The 17,432-nt window shown below is 64.1% G+C and carries 25 protein-coding genes; 18 read left to right on the forward strand and 7 right to left on the reverse strand.

Going from position 1 to position 17,432, the window contains the following annotated elements:
- Positions 1 to 12 precede the first annotated feature (12 nt).
- Positions 13 to 753: a TetR family transcriptional regulator gene (locus R4P95_RS18160; protein WP_213572628.1), complete on the reverse strand. Its 741-nt coding sequence runs from the start codon at positions 751 to 753 to the stop codon at positions 13 to 15.
- Between the two features lie 132 nt (positions 754 to 885).
- On the opposite strand from R4P95_RS18160, the gene R4P95_RS18165 reads away from it, so the two are divergent.
- Genes R4P95_RS18165 through R4P95_RS18175 form a run of 3 tightly spaced genes read left to right on the forward strand, consistent with a single transcriptional unit; the run spans position 886 to position 3,424 of the window.
- Positions 886 to 1,995 carry a ferredoxin reductase gene (locus R4P95_RS18165; protein ID WP_317746383.1) on the forward strand — a complete coding sequence of 370 codons (1,110 nt, stop codon included), beginning with the start codon at positions 886 to 888 and terminating at the stop codon, positions 1,993 to 1,995.
- Positions 1,996 to 2,026: 31 nt separating this feature from the next.
- Complete coding sequence (locus tag R4P95_RS18170) at positions 2,027 to 3,199, forward strand: fatty acid desaturase family protein (protein ID WP_109328803.1); 1,173 nt, start codon at positions 2,027 to 2,029, stop codon at positions 3,197 to 3,199.
- A gap of 12 nt (positions 3,200 to 3,211) precedes the next feature.
- The gene (locus tag R4P95_RS18175) at positions 3,212 to 3,424 is read left to right on the forward strand and encodes a hypothetical protein (protein ID WP_109328805.1); all 213 of its coding nucleotides are present in this window, start codon (positions 3,212 to 3,214) and stop codon (positions 3,422 to 3,424) included.
- A 62-nt stretch (positions 3,425 to 3,486) separates the two neighbouring features.
- Here the strand turns inward: R4P95_RS18175 and gdhA are convergent, their stop codons facing one another.
- Together gdhA and R4P95_RS18185 are read right to left on the reverse strand one after the other, a co-directional pair.
- Positions 3,487 to 4,830 (reverse strand): NADP-specific glutamate dehydrogenase, encoded by a 1,344-nt coding sequence (gdhA, locus tag R4P95_RS18180; protein ID WP_213572625.1) that lies wholly within the window; start codon positions 4,828 to 4,830, stop codon positions 3,487 to 3,489.
- Between the two features lie 95 nt (positions 4,831 to 4,925).
- Positions 4,926 to 5,417, reverse strand: a complete 492-nt coding sequence (locus tag R4P95_RS18185) for a helix-turn-helix domain-containing protein (RefSeq protein WP_317746381.1) — start codon at positions 5,415 to 5,417, stop codon at positions 4,926 to 4,928.
- A 95-nt stretch (positions 5,418 to 5,512) separates the two neighbouring features.
- Here R4P95_RS18185 and R4P95_RS18190 point away from each other — a divergent pair, with 95 nt between their 5' ends.
- Positions 5,513 to 6,229 (forward strand): SDR family oxidoreductase, encoded by a 717-nt coding sequence (locus R4P95_RS18190; RefSeq protein WP_317746380.1) that lies wholly within the window; start codon positions 5,513 to 5,515, stop codon positions 6,227 to 6,229.
- 453 nt (positions 6,230 to 6,682) lie between these two features.
- On the opposite strand, the gene R4P95_RS18195 is transcribed toward R4P95_RS18190, so the two are convergent.
- The 3 genes from R4P95_RS18195 to R4P95_RS18205 all read right to left on the reverse strand — a co-directional run bounded on the left by R4P95_RS18195 (position 6,683) and on the right by R4P95_RS18205 (position 9,271).
- Complete coding sequence (locus R4P95_RS18195) at positions 6,683 to 7,948, reverse strand: site-specific integrase (RefSeq protein ID WP_317746379.1); 1,266 nt, start codon at positions 7,946 to 7,948, stop codon at positions 6,683 to 6,685.
- Positions 7,949 to 8,062: 114 nt separating this feature from the next.
- Complete coding sequence (locus R4P95_RS18200; RefSeq protein ID WP_317746378.1) at positions 8,063 to 8,320, reverse strand: hypothetical protein; 258 nt, start codon at positions 8,318 to 8,320, stop codon at positions 8,063 to 8,065.
- A gap of 297 nt (positions 8,321 to 8,617) precedes the next feature.
- Positions 8,618 to 9,271: a hypothetical protein gene (locus R4P95_RS18205; RefSeq protein WP_317746377.1), complete on the reverse strand. Its 654-nt coding sequence runs from the start codon at positions 9,269 to 9,271 to the stop codon at positions 8,618 to 8,620.
- A gap of 293 nt (positions 9,272 to 9,564) precedes the next feature.
- Here R4P95_RS18205 and R4P95_RS18210 point away from each other — a divergent pair, with 293 nt between their 5' ends.
- Both R4P95_RS18210 and R4P95_RS18215 read left to right on the forward strand, forming a co-directional pair.
- Positions 9,565 to 9,828, forward strand: coding sequence for a hypothetical protein (locus R4P95_RS18210; protein ID WP_213573315.1), 264 nt, complete (start codon positions 9,565 to 9,567; stop codon positions 9,826 to 9,828).
- A 157-nt stretch (positions 9,829 to 9,985) separates the two neighbouring features.
- On the forward strand, positions 9,986 to 10,705 hold the full coding sequence (locus tag R4P95_RS18215) for a phage antirepressor KilAC domain-containing protein (RefSeq protein WP_317746376.1): 720 nt from the start codon (positions 9,986 to 9,988) through the stop codon (positions 10,703 to 10,705).
- 32 nt (positions 10,706 to 10,737) lie between these two features.
- Here the strand turns inward: R4P95_RS18215 and R4P95_RS18220 are convergent, their stop codons facing one another.
- On the reverse strand, positions 10,738 to 11,385 hold the full coding sequence (locus R4P95_RS18220) for a hypothetical protein (protein WP_317746375.1): 648 nt from the start codon (positions 11,383 to 11,385) through the stop codon (positions 10,738 to 10,740).
- A gap of 107 nt (positions 11,386 to 11,492) precedes the next feature.
- Here R4P95_RS18220 and R4P95_RS18225 point away from each other — a divergent pair, with 107 nt between their 5' ends.
- The 12 genes from R4P95_RS18225 to R4P95_RS18280 all read left to right on the forward strand — a co-directional run bounded on the left by R4P95_RS18225 (position 11,493) and on the right by R4P95_RS18280 (position 17,366).
- Complete coding sequence (locus R4P95_RS18225; protein WP_317746374.1) at positions 11,493 to 11,726, forward strand: hypothetical protein; 234 nt, start codon at positions 11,493 to 11,495, stop codon at positions 11,724 to 11,726.
- On the forward strand, positions 11,723 to 12,508 hold the full coding sequence (locus R4P95_RS18230) for a hypothetical protein (protein WP_317746373.1): 786 nt from the start codon (positions 11,723 to 11,725) through the stop codon (positions 12,506 to 12,508). The genes R4P95_RS18225 and R4P95_RS18230 overlap by 4 nt, the downstream gene beginning before the upstream one ends.
- The gene (locus R4P95_RS18235; RefSeq protein WP_317746372.1) at positions 12,505 to 12,699 is read left to right on the forward strand and encodes a hypothetical protein; all 195 of its coding nucleotides are present in this window, start codon (positions 12,505 to 12,507) and stop codon (positions 12,697 to 12,699) included. Before R4P95_RS18230 ends, R4P95_RS18235 begins: the two co-directional genes overlap by 4 nt.
- On the forward strand, positions 12,696 to 12,860 hold the full coding sequence (locus tag R4P95_RS18240; RefSeq protein WP_317746371.1) for a hypothetical protein: 165 nt from the start codon (positions 12,696 to 12,698) through the stop codon (positions 12,858 to 12,860). The genes R4P95_RS18235 and R4P95_RS18240 overlap by 4 nt, the downstream gene beginning before the upstream one ends.
- A gap of 12 nt (positions 12,861 to 12,872) precedes the next feature.
- Positions 12,873 to 13,244: a hypothetical protein gene (locus R4P95_RS18245; protein WP_317746370.1), complete on the forward strand. Its 372-nt coding sequence runs from the start codon at positions 12,873 to 12,875 to the stop codon at positions 13,242 to 13,244.
- A complete protein-coding gene (locus tag R4P95_RS18250) occupies positions 13,241 to 13,627 on the forward strand; it encodes a hypothetical protein (protein WP_317746369.1) in 387 nt (128 codons plus the stop codon). The genes R4P95_RS18245 and R4P95_RS18250 overlap by 4 nt, the downstream gene beginning before the upstream one ends.
- Entirely contained in the window at positions 13,624 to 14,235 is a 612-nt protein-coding gene (locus tag R4P95_RS18255) for a hypothetical protein (protein ID WP_317746368.1), read from the forward strand. The genes R4P95_RS18250 and R4P95_RS18255 overlap by 4 nt, the downstream gene beginning before the upstream one ends.
- Entirely contained in the window at positions 14,225 to 14,551 is a 327-nt protein-coding gene (locus R4P95_RS18260) for a hypothetical protein (protein ID WP_317746367.1), read from the forward strand. Before R4P95_RS18255 ends, R4P95_RS18260 begins: the two co-directional genes overlap by 11 nt.
- A complete protein-coding gene (locus tag R4P95_RS18265) occupies positions 14,548 to 15,402 on the forward strand; it encodes a PD-(D/E)XK nuclease-like domain-containing protein (protein WP_317746366.1) in 855 nt (284 codons plus the stop codon). Before R4P95_RS18260 ends, R4P95_RS18265 begins: the two co-directional genes overlap by 4 nt.
- Positions 15,403 to 15,445: 43 nt before the next feature.
- On the forward strand, positions 15,446 to 16,543 hold the full coding sequence (locus R4P95_RS18270; RefSeq protein WP_317746365.1) for a hypothetical protein: 1,098 nt from the start codon (positions 15,446 to 15,448) through the stop codon (positions 16,541 to 16,543).
- Positions 16,540 to 16,746, forward strand: coding sequence for a hypothetical protein (locus R4P95_RS18275; RefSeq protein ID WP_317746364.1), 207 nt, complete (start codon positions 16,540 to 16,542; stop codon positions 16,744 to 16,746). The genes R4P95_RS18270 and R4P95_RS18275 overlap by 4 nt, the downstream gene beginning before the upstream one ends.
- A gap of 323 nt (positions 16,747 to 17,069) precedes the next feature.
- Complete coding sequence (locus tag R4P95_RS18280) at positions 17,070 to 17,366, forward strand: hypothetical protein (protein WP_317746363.1); 297 nt, start codon at positions 17,070 to 17,072, stop codon at positions 17,364 to 17,366.
- Positions 17,367 to 17,432 lie beyond the last annotated feature (66 nt).

Below are 17,432 nucleotides of genomic sequence, written 5' to 3' on the forward strand. Positions count from 1 at the left end.
ACGGCGGCAGGGTCAACTCCTCCGAGGATTCCACGCCGTCATGCCGAGCATGATGAGCCGTAGCTGGCGTTCGGCGCGGGCGACCACCTCGGCTTCGGTACGCACGCCGGGACGGTCGGCTTCGAGGAGGTCGACGACGACGGCGAACATCGTGGAGACGATCAGGTCGGCCGCCATCTCGAGGTCGTCGGCGTCCCACGACTCGAGGCCGCCGATTCGCGTGAGATCCACGGTCAGCTCGCTGACGAACAGTCGCATCTCGGTGGCGATGGCGCGGCGGATCTCGGGAACACCGCCGTAGCGCTCCCGACTGAGGAAGCGGAACTGTGCCTCGTGAGTGCGGACTTGGCGGACGAGGATGTCGAGAGACGCGCCCGCGCTCTTGGTACTCGGGTTGCGGCGGGCATCGCGCAGCATCTGTCGCAGCATTCGCATGCTCTCCTCGACGAGAACGACGCCGAGTTCCTCGATGGACGCGAAGTGCCGATAGAACGCAGTGGGCACGATTCCTGCATGGCGGGCAATCTCCCGCAGACTCACACCCGCGAAGCTCCGGTCCGCCATGAGGTCGAGGGTGCCGTCCAAGAGGGCCTTCCGGGTGCGCTCTTTACGTGCTGCCCTGCTCTCGGGTTCCGCACCGGTCGACTGGCTCACGGCACCGAGTCTATTCGTGGCGGCGGGAGCGTCGATCACGAGGACGTCGGCTGCCGCACCGCCCGTAACCACGGGGTGACCGTACTGCTCGTCCGTCATGTTTTTCCGATCTGTGCGAGGTGACGGCACTCGAGTGTGTGCCTGCCGTCACATTCCGATTGACAACTACCTGTCTGCACCTGTCACACTATTGTCAGTGTACAACCGTGCACTCAAATGGAGGAGGCTGCCGTGTCAGTTGCTCACACCAGTCGTCCGGCGGAGGGACGCAGGTTCTCGCTGCTGTCGTTGTTCGAGGCGATGGCCACTCCGCATCAGCTCGACCGTTACCTCGAACTCGTCACGCCGATGGTCACCGTGCGTGATCTGCGAGCCGAGGTGCTCGCGGTCGATCGGTCGACCGCGGACACTGTCACGCTCACGCTGCGCCCGACCCGTCAGTGGCGCGGATTCCGCGCCGGACAGTTTGTGCAGGTAGGAGTAGTGATCGACGGAGTTCGCCACACTCGTTGCTACTCGCCGGCCAACGCTCAGTCGTCCCCGGACGGCACCATCGAGTTGACGATCAAGGCGCACCCCGACGGCCTCGTGTCGCAGTATCTTCACGAAAACGCCCGGCCCGGACTGATCCTCGACCTGTCGCAGGCGGCCGGGGAATTCGTTCTGCCGATCACCCGGCCGCGCCGAGTTCTCCTCGTGAGTGGTGGCAGCGGGATCACCCCGGTCCTCTCGATGCTTCGCACTCTCGTCGAGGAGAAGCACGCGGGAAGCGTGACTTTTCTGCACTACGCGTACACCGAAAGCGACGTCGCCTATCTGGACGAGCTCCGCGAGCTTGCCGATGCCAACCCCAACGTCAACCTCGTGCTGGCGTACACCGATCAGGAGACCGGCGGACATCTGCACGGCTTCTTCGGGCAGAAGCATCTCGATGCGGTGGCGCCCTGGTACGCCGAGGCCGAGACCTTTCTCTGCGGTCCGCCCGGCCTGATGCGTGGTGTTCGGGAGGTGTACCGCGAACTCGGCATCGAGGACCGTCTCCACACCGAAGAGTTCGCTCCCGCCGCGACGCCGGTCGAGGGTGAGGCCGGTGGTGAGCTGTCCTTCACGGCCAGTGGAGTCACCGCCGACAACTCCGGTGGGACCCTGCTGGAACAGGCCGAGGCCGCCGGACTTCATCCCGAGTACGGCTGCCGGATGGGCATCTGCTTCTCCTGCACCGCGGTGAAGAAATCGGGATGCACCAAGAACGTACGTACCGGCGACACCGACACCGATCCGGACAAGGCCATTCAGTTGTGTGTCTCGGTCCCTGTCGGCGACGTCGCCCTCGACATCTGACTCACTCGACATCACACACTTGGAGACCGACATGTTTGGACTCTCACTCTCGTTCCTGCCGTTCGTCGACGGCTCGGACGACACACGTTCGACAGCCCCGGTCGTGCTCACACACGACCAGGTCGAGGAAATCGGCCGGGAACTCGACGCACTTCGTGATCGCACGGTTGCCGATCTCGGCGCCGAGGATCGCGAGTACATCTACAAGATCATCAAGGCCCAGAGGGGCTTCGAGGTCGCCGGCCGCGGGCTGATGTACCTCGGATTCTTTCCGCCCGCCTGGATCGCGGGCGTCGGTGCCCTGGGGATCTCAAAGATCCTCGACAACATGGAAATCGGCCACAACGTCATGCACGGCCAGTACGACTGGATGCGTGAACCGGGACTGAACTCGCGGGTCTTCGAATGGGACACCGTGTGCCCGGCCGACCAATGGAAGCACTCCCACAACTACATGCATCACACGTACACGAACATCCTGGGGCGCGACCGGGACATCGGTTACGGCATCTTGCGGATCGACGAGGCCCAGAAGTGGAATCCGTACTACCTCGGCAACCCCGTCTACGCCTTCCTGTTGATGATGCTGTTCGAGTGGGGCGTCATGTTGCACGATCTCGAGGCCGAGAACGTCATTCAGGGCAAGCGGAAGTGGCACGACGTCAAGCCGCTACTCAAAGGGTGGTGGAACAAGGCCGGGCGCCAGGTGCTCAAGGACTACGCGATCTTCCCTGCACTGACCGGACCGTTGTTCATTCCCACGCTGCTCGGCAACGTCACCGCCAACCTGATCCGCAACGTGTGGGCGTACTCGATCATCTTCTGCGGCCACTTCCCGAGCGGTGTACAGAGTTTCACCGAGGACGAGACCGCGGAGGAGACCCGCGGCGAGTGGTACGTGCGGCAGATGCTCGGCAGCGCCAACATCGAGGGCAGCCCGCTGTTCCACATCATGTCGGGCAACCTCTCGCACCAGATCGAGCATCACCTGTTCCCGGACCTGCCGGCCCACCGCTACCCGGAGCTCGCCCCCCAGGTGAAGGCGCTGTGCGAGAAGCACGGACTTCCCTACAACACCGGTGGCTTCTTCAAGCAGATCGGCTCCGTGTGGGGGAAGATCTTCAAGCTGGCGCTCCCGCCCGGCCTCCTCTCGTCCGACACCCCTCCCGGTGTTATCGTCGAGCGGCAGAAGACTGCAGCCTGAGAGGCGAAACACATGGTGGGGAAGTTCGAACGGCGCAAGGACACCGTGCAGGAACTGACGGAATCCGCGGCCACGCACGTGGGACACATCGCGACCATCATCGCCGGCGCGGTTCGCGACGTCACCCGGGAGATCGGTGACTGGGTGTCGGACGGAATCGAGATGCGGGAGGCCGCGAAGAAGGCCCGCGAGGATGAAGGCTTGGACGACAAGCCGATCGACTGATGACGAGACGAGAGGGCACGGCCGATACGGCCGTGCCCTCCTGTCGTCTCGGGACCGCTCGGTCAGATGACGCCGAGTGAGATCATCGCGTCGGCCACCTTGACGAAGCCGGCGATGTTCGCGCCATGGACGTAATCGCCGGGCATCCCGTACTCGTCGGCGGTGGCGACGGTGCGGTCGTGGATGCCGCGCATGATCCCGGCCAGTCGCTCGTCGGTGTACTCGAAGCTCCACGAGTCGCGGGACGCGTTCTGCTGCATCTCGAGTGCCGACGTTGCGACACCGCCGGCGTTGGCGGCCTTGCCTGGTGCGAAGGCCACGCCGGCGTCGCGAAACACCTGCACTCCCTGAGGGGTGGTCGGCATGTTCGCGCCTTCGGCAACAGCCTGGACGCCATTGGCCACCAAAGTCTTGGCAGCTGCTTCGTCGAGTTCGTTCTGGGTGGCGCAGGGAAGTGCGACATCACACCGGACGTCCCAGATCGATCCGCTCGGAACGAATCTCGCGTGCGGCACGGTATCGGCGTATTCGCCGATGCGCCCGCGCCGCACCTCCTTGATCTCCTTCAGGAGACCGACGTCGAGGCCCTCCTCGTCGACGACATATCCCGACGAATCCGAGCACGCAACCGCGACGCCGCCGAGCTGGTGGATCTTCTCGATGGCATGGATGGCGACGTTTCCGGAGCCGGAGATCACCACCGTCTTCCCGTCCAACGAGGTGCGTGATGCGTGCAACATCTCGGCGACGAAGTAGGCCACTCCGTAACCGGTGGCCTCGCGCCGCACCTGTGAACCGCCCCAGGTGAGGCCTTTGCCGGTGAGGACACCCGACTCGTAGGAATTGGTGAGGCGTTTGTACTGACCGAACAGATAGCCGATCTCGCGTCCACCGACACCGATGTCACCGGCAGGGACGTCGACGTACTCGCCGATGTGGCGGTGCAGTTCGGTCATGAAGGACTGGCAGAAACGCATGATCTCGGCGTCCGAACGGCCCTTGGGGTCGAAGTCGGAACCCCCTTTGCCACCGCCGATCGGGAGTCCGGTGAGTGCGTTCTTGAAGATTTGTTCGAAACCGAGGAACTTCACGATTCCGAGATTCACGCTCGGGTGGAAGCGGAGACCGCCCTTGTAGGGGCCGAGCACACTGTTGTACTGCACCCGAAATCCGCGATTGACGTGCACACTTCCGGCGTCGTCCACCCAGGGCACTCGGAAGATGATTTGTCGTTCGGGCTCGCACAGGCGCTCGATCAGCCCGGAATCCGCGTAGTGCGGGTGATGGTCGAGAACGATCTGAAGCGACTCGAACACTTCTGCCGCCGCCTGATGGAACTCCGGTTCGCCCGCATTGCGTAGGCGGACCTGTTCATAGATTTCGGCTACTCGGTCGCGCGTTGACACCCACATCCACCCGTCTGTCGCTGTGAGGCTTTCTTTACCTTACATTTAGGCGAACTATAGACGTCGGTGAGAAGGTGCAGGTGCCGGCGCCGCGATCAGGTGGTTCCGGTGTGTGAACGAGCCCGCATCGCGACGGTGGCTTGGTCGACCTCGCCGCCGCAATGCCGGCAGCGATGTTCGAGTTCGAGCACATGTCCGCAGTCGTGCAGTAGCTCGGAGGCCGGATCCTCCACCGCCCACTTGCTACCCCACTCGAACAGCGACAGCAGGAGCGGCCGAAGCTCCTCCCCAGCCCGGGTCAGGTGGTACTCGAACCTGGGGGGCCGCTCGGAATACTGCCGACGTTCGATGACGCCTACCTCTTCCAGCTTGCGAAGGCGTGCGGTGAGGATGTCACGCGAGACGCCGATGTAGCCGGCGATCTTGTCGAAGCGATGCACTTCGTAGCTCAGTTCGCGGATGACGAGCATGGACCAGCGGTCGCCGATGAGTTCCATGGTGGCGGCGATCGCGCAGGGGCGCGGCGCCAGCGGCATGCGGTCCATGGCCATCTTCGGCGTCGTTCGATCGGCTCGACCCTCGTTCATGTCTCCATCATAGAGGGTTGTGTTTTCCAACTCATGGCGAATACGCTGACCGGGCACTGTCAGTTGGATATTCAGACTTACTCGAAGGGGTCGTCATGACCAAGATTCACGACCGATCTGTCCTCGTCACCGGGGCCAACCGCGGCCTCGGCCGCGCTTTCGTCGCCGAGGCGCTCTCGCGCGGGGCGCGAACTGTCTACGCGACCGCACGCGACGCGTCGACGATCGTCGACCACCCCCAGGTGGTGCCGGTGACCCTGGATGTGACCGATCCCGAATCCGTTCATGCTGCAGCGCAATATGTGGGCGACATTGGTGTGCTGATCAACAATGCCGGAATTTTGCTCGGCGAGTCACCGCTCACCGGTGACCTCGGTAAGATGCGCCGCGAACTCGAAACCAACCTCTTCGGCCCCCTGAATGTGACCAGGACGTTGGCCCCCATCATCGCCGCCAACGGTGGTGGTGCGGTGCTCAACGTCCACTCGGTGCTGTCGTGGCTGGCGGTGGGTGGGTCGTACAGCGTCTCCAAGGCGGCGATGTGGAGTGCCACCAACGCGATGCGCCTGGAGCTTGCGGAACAGAACATTCAGGTGGTCGGGCTGCACCTGGGGTACATGGACACCGACATGACCGCGGGCCTCGACGTCCCCAAGATCTCGGCACCCGAGGTTGCCCGGTTGGCGTTCGACGGCATGGAGTCGGGCGCCACGGAGGTGCTGGCCGACGATGTCAGCCGTACTGTGAAAGCAGCACTCGCCGGGGAACTCGAGGCCCTGTATCCGCAGCCTGCGGCTCAAATTGTTGCGTAGGACGTCGTTGGGTAGGACGCGAATCAGGGAAACCCGCCACTCGCGGAGGCAGGTGACGGGTTCCCGAGCATCCGTCCTGTCGGGTGGGACGGTGCAACAACAGACTAGACGGTCTGTTTGCTACGCGCGAGTATCGGGCGCTGGGTTCGGAAGCGGGATGAAATACCTACCCGGCGCCTGCGGCCCTTTCGGGTGAACAGAGACATCGATTCGCGCCTGTTCCTACGGCGTCGCGCGCCTACTGGGCAGCGCGATGCGGAGGGAAACGCCGCGGATCGGGGGTTCGATCGTGCTCGGTGCACAAGCCACATCCGGTTTCCCGCGACGGCGGGAAACCGGATGTTGTGCCTATGCGGCGGCGCACTTGTGTCATAAGTGCCCCCGGCAGGATTCGAACCTGCGACCAAGAGAGTCGCAGGTTCAATTCACTGTTCTCCCAGGTAAATCCGGACACTAAGACCCCGTTGAATCGTCCGCTCTCCACTTACTCTCCACTTTGACTGCGGCATCGAGGATCGCCGCTACCTCGGGCCGGACCTTTCCTCTCGACATGTACTTGTCCATCGTCATCGACGGACTCGCGTGCCCGAGCTGGTCCGCCGTGATCCGCGGGCCCATCTTCGACTCGTCCAGCAGTGACGCCACGGTGCGCCGGAACGTGTGCGCCGTGACCCAGTCCAACCCGAGTGCGGCCCGCACCCGCCGCCACTGCACGTTCAGGGCGTCCGCGTCCCTGATCGTCCCCGTGGAGGACGGGAACAGCACCTGATGGGCGTTCGGTGGCATCGCCAGCTTCCGGGCCCGCAGCATCGTCACCGCGAAGTCCGGCAATGCCAACGTCCGGTGCGTGTTCTTCGGGTCGTCATCGCGGCTGACCAACACGATCCCCTTACCAGGCACCCGCGTCGCCTTCTCCGACAGCGCGATCGTCTTCGCCTGCAGATCCAGGCCCGGCCACGACATGCCGATCAGCTCCGACATCCGGACCCCGGTCGCCGCGAACATCGTGATGACGTCGACCAGGTCCACGCTCGCGCAGTACTCGGCGACCGTCGGCACCCGATACTTCGACGGCACCGGCACGCCGCCCTTGCCGACCGCAGGGCAGGGGATCGTCGACTGCCGCAGATCCACCAGCAGCTTCGCCAACTGCTCCGGTTCGAGAGATCGCGGCTGCTTCGTCGACTTCGACGTCGGCGGCTTCGTGTCCCGTACCGGATTCGCCTTCACCACACCCAGCCGCGTCGCCATCGAGAACATCCCCGACAGCACCGACCGAGTCGATTTCGCGTTGCCGGCACCGTTCACCTCGGCGACCGACCGGAGGAACGTCTCGAGCCGCTGCGTCGATACCTCCTGCAGCCGCAGCCCGCCGAGCTGCGCCCCGATGAACTTCGCCACGTCGTCGTACCGAGTCAAGGTGCGCGGCGCTCTGCCTGACTCGACGAGCTCCACCCGGTACGCGGTCCACAACTCGTCGATCGTGGTCGTGCCGTCGAGATCACCCGTCGATTCGCACGCCGACTTCATCGCCTCGATCAGGATCCGCTCGGCCGCCGCCCCCTCGCGGTCGAAGACACCCTCGGGGGAGTAGCGGCGCATCCGCCGGGTCCGCCCGTTCTGGGCTCGGTACCGGCCGTCGGCGTACCACCGGCCCTTGTCCACCTTGGTGCGTTTGATGTGCCCCCACGTGCCGAGAGGCATTGGCGGGCGGGCCATCAGGCCACCGCCGCGGGATCGTCGTTCGTCACGACTAGACTCCTTGCTGAAACTGTTCGGGTTTCGCCTCGACCCTCGCGCTCACCACCTATGAGCGCGAGGGTTTCTCGTTGATCATGCCCTGCGTTCGAGTTCCTGATCGATGTACCGGCGTTCACTGTCAGTCAAGTCGCGGACTCGGTGCTGCAATGTCGGCAGGTCGACCCATAACTCCTCGGCCATCTCGTCGTCTACCCGTAGCCGATTCCATACGAGGGCGTCGATGAGCGTCTCGAGGCTGATCAGCCTACGCGCCGTGATGCATTCGACGACGCGTTCCTCTTTGACGGCAAGGTGCGGATCGTTGGGCACCGGCCCGCGCTCGATGTGCACGATCTCATGGGTCAGGGTGCACCGACGCTCGCGCTGGTTCGACGTTGCATCGATCTCGATACCGTCGTCGGTCCACTCGCCGAGGCATCCGAACCTCAGGCAGCTCGGGAAGGTGACTTCGAGGTGCGGATAGCACCTTTGAAGATGCCTCCATGGATGCCATCGGTGAACCATGCGCCCCGTCCAAACGTGTCGGTGTCCTGTGGTAGGCCCACAATCTACTCGAACAGATGTTCGAAAAGCGAGTTACTGGTCGGTAACTGGACATGGCTCAGGTCGCCAAACGTAGAGGCGCGCTTACGCTCCGGTCTCCGGCCCGTCCGGATCGGCCTGATCCCACGGTTCCCCTTCGATCCGCCGCCGGCGGCGCTCCTCGGTTTCACCCTCGCGGCGAGCCAGTGCGTAATCGTCCTGCTTCCCCGCGTCGTCAGGGCTCACGCCTTGATCGTCCACTGTCAAGTCTTCGACCTGGACGTTTCCGGTAGGCTTCATGGGGGCTCCTGGGCTGCGCGTCTTGCGGCCTGCGCTGCCGCGCTTCGGGCTGCCCTCTTCCGTCCGCGATTCCGTGACTTGCGCATCTGCTTCTCCATCCGTCTGGTGTTGGGATGTGAGCTTGATGAACTCGCGCGCCACGGTTGTCAGGGTTTCTTTCGCCGAGTCAGGCAACTCGCCGGCCCCGCCGATGGATAGCGCGCTCGGGTCATTTCCGGTGTAGACGGAAAGCCCTAGAGAGCGAGCCGATGCCATGACGATGTCCGTGACGGTGACACCCAGTCCTGCCGCCAAGCCGCGGATGGTGTCCGGGTCGGGGAAATTCTTCGGTGTCACTGTCGCGAGTTGGTGCAGCCGCTTGGACGTCGGGACGCCCCCGCAGTCCCGCGACAATCTGTCGTAGGACCGCGTTCCTTTGCGGTCGGCAATCAGGCCGGCCAGCGTCTGCTCATCACTCACGGGAATCACCGTCGCTTGCCACTAGGCGTCTCGTCCAATTGGAAATCTTAGGCACTGCGCAACCTTACCGTTCGAACAAACGCGCAGGTGGCACCTAAGAACACGTGGCGAAAAGAATTCCCGTAGCCCCAGTCCAGCGGATTCATTCGAAGTTAGCGCTTGCCTAACTGCCTAACGTTGGGTAATACTTTGACGCGTAACGATTGACAAACTGCCTAACCAGGGGTGAGGATATGAGGGTCAAGACAGACACGCGCCGACACCGCTCCAACCGAAGGAGGTGGCCCAGTGGCATGAGAATGCAACTCGTAGCACGGGACGCACTTATCGACCGCATGGATCGCAAGGGATTCTCGAATCGTCGTCTCGCAAAGTACGCCGAGTGCGCTCCCGGCACGATCGACAACCTCGTCGGGGCCCGGACTCAATCCGTGAACAACCCCAGGACAGCCGAACTCATCTGCGAGGCGCTGGATGTCCCGCTCGACGTCTTCTTTGTGCCCGAAATTTCCAACAATGCGCGGCGAAACGTCAATCATCGGAAGGTTCCGGCGTGAGAGCCGGTCCGGCAACAAACGAAAAGGCCGCCAGCTGAGGCAACAGCTGACGGCCACGACACAGATAGGAGATCCAATGTCAGAGATTCAGACTACGGCACGCTCGCCGTTCGACGAGTTGATGCTGGCCGGGAACAGATGGTCCGCGCGCGCTCTCATGTCGCCGCTCGGCTACGGCGCCGACTGGCGAAACTTCGAGGCGGTGATTGACAGGGCCGAGAGGTCGGCCCTGAACCAGGGACACGACGTCTCTGACCTTTTCGTTGCCGTCACCGAAAAGTCGGGCGGCCGACCACGTGTCGACTACCACCTGAGCCGCTTTGCTTGCTACCTCGTCGCGATGAACGGCGACCCGCGCAAGCCAGAGGTCGCTGCCGCCCAGGCCTACTTCGCGATCAAGACACGCGAGGCCGAGACGGCAACCCCAGCCCTCACCGGCCCGGAGCTGATGGCCACGGCCCTGCTTGAGGCGGCCGCGACGTTGAAGGCGAAGGACCAGCAGATCGCCGAGCTCGAGGCACCGGCGCGAGCGTGGAAAAACCTCGCCGATGCGAAGGGAAATTACAGCGTCGCCGAGGCAGCGAAGATCCTCTCGCAGGATACGAACATTCGGATTGGTCGTGATCGACTGTTCGACTTCATGCATAGCAAGCGGTGGATCTTCCGCTCGCGGAATTCACGTGGCGGCTGGGAGGCCCGGCAGGAGCAGGTCGACACAGGGCGACTGTGCGAGCGACCAGCGCGCCCGTTCCTGAACTCCAAGTCCGGCGAGTACGAGTTGCCGGCGCCGACGCTCCGCGTCACGGTCAAGGGAATCGCCAAGCTGCACGAGCTCCTCGGCGGATCGGGTCAGCTCACGCTGAGTGATGCAGCATGAGCGACCGTTCTCTCAACATCTACAGCGAATCATCAGTCCAGGTCACCAAGCGTGCCGAGGGAGTGCTTCGGCTCGTGGACATGCTGCTGACCGAGTGCGGATTTCCACACCACCCGTTCGGTGAAAGTATGGATGTGGGCGTTCAACGACGCCGCATGGTCGATTCCGTATGGGTCGGGAGTTCGCATGCGGGCGCGGCGCTCACGGATCTCGCGGCGGAGTTCCTGGGCCGCTCGCGGCAGCTCGAACAGGAGTTGGCCTCCCCTCCCGGGTACAGAGTTTGCCCGAGACTCTGCCTGCTCCCCGTCTACAGTCACGACGGCACGTACATCGAACGCTTCATCGTCACCCATGTTCCTCAGGACGTAGCGCCCAGGTGCTACCCAGTCGCCTTCCCAGTGGACATCGTGTCGTTCGGTCTCACGCAGCTCGCCCCGCTTGGAGATCGTGTTCGCTTCTTCAGCGAGTTGACGCGCATCTACAGCGATGCCGTTCGACTCTCGGGCGAGCTCATTGGCCTCCGTGCCGAGTTGCTCGCCACGCTGCGCGATATCGCGGGCATCCTCGGCGACCTTGTTCGACGCCTTCGACTGTTTGAGCGCCAGGATCCCGAAGGTCAGCCCAGCGCCGCCGCCGAGAACACCTCCGATTGCGCCGAGCCAGGCCAGGACATCGTCCACGATTCTTCTCCTTCTGCTGTTGATTGTGGCGATCACAGCGTAGGAGACGGGCAGGCCGCGGAGGGTCGTCAGTGGCCCTCCGCGACTGCCGCCGAAGGCGGTGCGTCATGAGCGACCGGTCTCTCAACATCCGGGAAGTCTCGGACCGCACGGGGCATTCGCCGCAGACGATCCGGAAGATGCGCACCCAAAGCTGGATGGCGGCGCACGGCCCGCACCCCCTGTACTCCAAGGGGTTCAAGGCAGGGGAGGGCATCACCTCCGCGCTGCACTGGCGTGCATCCGACGTCGCCGAGTTCATGGAATCCCTCATGGCTGATGCCGCGAGGTGGTCCGCATGATCCTCTACGAATGCACCGAGTGTGGTTTCGGGATCGGCGGATCGCACCCGGAGACCGCTGAGAATGAGTACGAGCTGCGTCAGGAGATCGACGCGCACGAGGAGGTGCACCGCCCCGAGGACGACGCCGCCGCCCTACTCGATGAGCGTGATGGGCGCGCCCGGGGTGATGAACAGGTGGTGTCGTGCGCCGTCGTGGGTGAGGGACATGACGACACCCATGCTCTTGCCCTCGGCGAATCGCTGGAGCAGCTCGCGGGTCGCATCGAGTCTGGTTTGGCTGATGTCGTAAGTGACGCCATTGAATATGATGCGGGCCACGATGCGCCTCCTCCTTCTGTTGGGGGAAGCGTAAACGACGCGTACCTGCGTCGACTGGCGGAGCAGGGGCTGGCGGTTCTGCCGAGCCGGTCGGAGCCGAAGCCCCTCACGCGCGACGACGTGCGTGCCATCGTGCGTGAGGAACTTGTGGTCCTACTTCGCGTCGCTCTCGCTGGAGGCGAGTCGCTCGTCAAGTTCGTCGAGCCCCTTGGTCATGGCGTCGATCATCTCTTTGGCGGTGGAGGGTCGCGAGTTGTTCGACGCGAGGGTATGGAAGGCCTGGTAGATCGACTTCACTCCGGTGAGCGAGTCAGGAACCGCGTCGATTCTGCGAGCGAGATCATCAAGTCGAGCGTCGGCTGCCATCCGGTTTCCCCTCTGAGTGTTGATTCTGGCGTCACCACCGTATGCGAAGACGCGTCCTCCACGACCATTCCGCCGGACGGTGGTGAGTCCCGATGACGACGCTGCGTGTGACGACGGTGCGCACGGCCGTGCAGATAGAGAAGGTTGCCCCTGCCTCCGTGGGTTTCGGTACCGCGTCTGCGTCCGTCGCGAATGCGTTGCGCCGCGGCGGCGGCATGTGGCTGGTGACGTACTCCGATGGAGCCACCGACGTGGTCTACGGCGACGAGATCACGGTGCGCCCATGAGTGACCTGGATTCCACCCTCGCCGATGTCCCGCACACCGAGCGGGCCCGTGTCCTCGTCGACCATCACAGCCGCCTTGCGGACGAGTTCGTCGCCGAGTTCGAGCGCGGTCTGATGTCGCACACCCAAGCAATCCACTCCGTTCATCCCCAACATGATTGAAACGAGACTGCCATGACCGCAACGTTCGACGCCCGCATCGACGGCGACGATCTGCACGACCACTACTTGTCGACCCCGATCCACGACCAGCTCGACCGCGACCTCCGCGCGACCTGGCTACAGCAGCCCGGGCCCGCGGTGTCTGACACCGAGTTTGACCAGGCTGCCACCGAGGCAACAGAACTCACGAAGCCGTACCCGGCGACACCCGACCTATTCGCCGGGCTCGCCGCCGCGATCGACGAAGCACCCGAGCCAAGTAGTTGGGACAAGCTCGAAGACTGGCTCACGTTCGAGTGGCGATCCTGGATGGGCTGGGCCCTGTGTCTGATCCTCGGCGGAGTCTTCGCCTTCATCGGCTACGGATTGCTGGTGACGGCATGACGATCCGAGACGAGCTCACCAAGCTCTTGAAGAACGCCGGGGATAACAAGTCACTGTTCGTCCAGTTCAACGAGAAGTACTGGGGGCCGATCGCTGATGCCGTGATCGCGCGGTATGCGGTGGTGGATCTCCCGGAGGAGCACTTCGCCGGCGACTATGCCCTCGTCCACATCGAGGCAGACGAAATCCAGATCGATGTCGACTGGATCGACAGCCCGGACGACGCGCGCAAGGTGGCCGCGGCATTGCTCCGCGCCGCCGACCAACTTGAGAAGCAGCTGGCCGAGGAGCGCGGCCCGGACGGCGGCGAACTCGACTGGGGCGCGCGGGCCGACGACGCCCGCGACGCCAAGGTCGACCGAGAGAACGGGGTCACGCCATGAGCGACGCCAAGAAGATGTTCGCCACGTACGTCGAGAAGCACGAGATGACGGTGCTGAAGGACGACGGCCTGTACCGGCACATCCGGTTCCAGACCCCGGGCTCGTCGATCTTCTGGTTCGACCTGATCACGTGGCCGCACAACCTCGTCGTGACCGGCGACGTGCATTCGTACCAGTTCGCCCGCATGGACGACATGTTCGAGTTCTTCACGGTCCATGCAGGTGCCCGCGGTGGTATCAACCCGGGCTACTGGGCAGAGAAGATCCGCGGCGATAACCCTGCCATTTCCTTCTCGGAAGAGAAGTTCAAACAGCAGGTCGTCGAGTACTTCATGGACAACCGCCACGCCTACACGGACAAGGTCGAACTGTGGAAGACGATCCGTGCTGACGTTCTCGACAGCGCGTACGCGTACAGCCTGGATGACGCCCGGCACGTCCTTAACAACTTCCGGTACCGGAACTACTTCCCCGACGAGGAGTTCGAGTTCGCCGACGTCTGGGAGTGGGACCTGACGGACTATGACCACCACTACCTGATGGCTTGCCACGCGATCGTGTGGGGCATCGCGAAGTACCGAGCGGAGGTGACCGCTCGTGCCGCATGACGATGGCCAGGCCGCGATCCTCGACGTTGCGGACCCTGACAGTGCCGTTGCGCAACGCGCCCGACTCACCGTGTGCAACTCCGCAACGGATGCCGACGACGCCCGCAATCTGCTGGCAATGCTCGGGCTGATCGACGTCGACACCGAGGTCGCGCAGCGTTGCGCCGTCTGCAACCACCAGATGGTGAACCGCAACGGGTCCGATCTCCGATCCCGACCACCCGGTGTGAAGACCGTTGGCGCGAAGGGGATGTGCAACACCTGCTACCAGGTCACGTTGCGACCAGACCACCACACGAAAGGCGGTGTTGCGTGAGCGATCTGCTCGCACCCGACCAGATCGGCGTCTACGCCGACATTCCCGATTACGTCTACCACGGAGACAAGACGTCACTGTCGTCGTCTGGAGCCCGGGCCCTGCTGCCGCCGTCTACACCAGCCCAGTTCCGCTACGCGCAGGACCATCCTCGTGAATCGACGAAGGCATTCGACCTAGGCCACGCTGCGCACACTCTCGTGCTCGGCGTCGGGGAAGAGATCGTCGAGGTTAAGGCCGACAACTGGACGACCAAGGCCGCGAAGGCGGAGCGGGACGCGATCTACGCCGAGGGCAAGACACCCCTGCTCACCAAAGAGGTCGAGCAGGTTCACGCCATGGCCGCCGCGATCCGCCGCAACCGGCACGCCGCAGCCCTCCTCGAGTCCGGCACCCCCGAGCTATCGATGTACTGGGACGACCCCGCTACCGGCGCCCGTCTGAGGTGCCGGCCGGACTGGCTCCCGAACCTCACCATCGACGGCCGCGTCGTAATCGTCGACTACAAGTCGAGCACCTCCGCGAACCCGGACAAGTTCGCCAAATCGGCCGCGGACTTCGGCTACGCCCAGCAGGACCCCTGGTACCGAGATGGTCTCATCGAACTCGGCATCGCCGACGACCCCATATTCCTGTTCGTCGTCCAGGACAAGAACCCGCCCTACCTCGTCTCGGTCATCGAGCTGCACTCCGACGACATCGCGGTCGGACGACAGCTCAACCGCAAGGCCATCGACCTCTTCGCTGCCTGCATGGAGACCGGTCTGTGGCCGGACTACAGCGACGACGTCCACCTCGTCAGCCTGCCCGCATGGTGGCGGCGACAGCACGAGAACTCACTCCCGTGGTGACCGGTGCCCGCCGAACCACACCCCCATCTGAACGGAGTCACACATGACGAACAGCCCTGCCCGCTACCAGCCCGCGTTCCAGCCCGCCGGTGCACGCACACAGGTCAGCCAAGCCACCGCGATCGAGCAGTCCCGCGCCATCGCCGAGGTCCAGGCCGCCGTCCTCGTCGCCCAGCAGAACCGTCGCAGCAAGCCCATCGCCGTCGAGGAGATGCGCGACAGCACCGCGCAGAAGTCCGTCGCCGACAGGGCGTTCTTCTCGTTCCCCCGCGGCGGTGAGACCGTGTCCGGCCCGTCGATCCACCTCGCCCGCGAGCTCGCCCGCTGCTGGGGCAACATCCAGTACGGCGTCGCCGAGCTCCGCCGCGACGACGACAAGGGCGAGTCGGAAATGCAGGCGTTCGCCTGGGATCTCGAAACGAACGCGCGCAACGCGATCACCTTCATCGTCCCGCACAAGCGAGACACGAAGAAGGGCATCCGCCAGCTCACCGAAATGCGGGACATCTACGAGAACAACGCCAACGCCGGCGCCCGCCGCGTCCGTGAGGCAATCTTCGCGGTCCTCCCAGCCTGGTTCGTCGAAGAAGCCTCCGAACGCTGCCACGCAACCCTGCAGGACGGCGGCGGAATCCCGCTCGCCACCCGCGTCGCTAACAGCATCGGTCACTTCGACGGAATCGGGGTCAGCCGCAAGCAGCTCGAGTTCAAGATCGGCCGACCATCCGACGAATGGACCGAGCAGGACCTCGGAGAACTCGGCATCACCTTCAACTCGATCAAGAACCGGGAGATCACGCGCGAGGAAGCGTTCCCGCCGAGCCGCGTCACCGCCGCCGACATCGAGAGTGGCCGACCAACCGAGGCTCCGGCGAAGGATCAGCCCGACGAGCGACCAGCGGAGGACCAGCCGAAGGATACCGAGCCAACCGGGCCGCGCCCGGCCACCGCGGAGGAGCTGAAGGGTCTCACCGCTGCGCTTACCAAGGCAGGCATCAAGAACGCCGAAGAGAGGAAGGCATTCCTCTCCGCCCGCGAAGGTCGCGACATCACCGCGGTCAAGGATCTGACGTCCGCCGAGGTCGCCTCGACGATCCGCTTCCTCGAGACCGGCGAAGAGCAGGCCGGTGAACCCGCATGAGCGACACAACCAACGCGCCAGTAGTCGGATTGTCGATCGCTTTCCACGACGCGCTGCCGGAATTCCGCGAGAAGTACGAGGGGACACACATCGCCTTCGAGGTCATGGTCCCGATCGGATGGGCACCAGTCCTCACGCTCTCGTCAACGCTCGACGTCGTCACACCGGACGGCATCCAGCTCGCACTCGGTGATCCCGCGTGACCCGCACCCTCGCGTCCCTCGCCCTCGCCGTCGCCCTCACGGCGGCGGGGGCGGGGATGGGCGCAGTCCTCGCATTCGACTGGCTCGCAAACGGATTCGAAAAGAGGCTGGCATGAGCTCCGAACCGATCGACCTCGACGCCATCCAGGCGCTCGTCGATGCAACGTCACCCGGACCGTGGGAATGGAAGAAGGCAGGCCTCGGGGACAACATTCTTCTCAGCGGCGCAGATGGTGTTCTGTTCGCGTATCCGGTATTCGACGGGCCTTCCGAAGACGGCAACCTCGAATCGGTCGAATGGGGTCACGAGCGAGGACGCCGAGTTGATCGCCAAGGCACGCACTCTCATCCCGGCGCTCGTCGCTCGCGTCCGAGAACTGGAGGAGAAGAACACCCACATCCAGTCCCGGCAGGTCGCTGACGTCGCGGCCCGGATCGACTCGCGCTCGAACGCGATGGTCGTGGACCTCACCGACAAGCTCGCGGCCGCCGAGGCGAAGGTGGCCCGGGCGCACGCTCTCGCCGACAGGTGGGAGCACGGGGCATTGCGGTGGGCAGATCCGCTGCCAGTCCCGCCCGCGGTCGGCCAGCTTCGCGACGCTCTCAAGGACGGTGAGTGATGCCTGACCACAGCCTGCGGCCAACTGAGCCATGCCGCTCGTGCCGGGCCCCGATCGTGTGGGCGA

Origin of the sequence: Rhodococcus sp. IEGM 27 (assembly GCF_033142305.1) — a bacterium.
GTDB classification, from domain to species: domain Bacteria; phylum Actinomycetota; class Actinomycetes; order Mycobacteriales; family Mycobacteriaceae; genus Rhodococcus_F; species Rhodococcus_F oxybenzonivorans.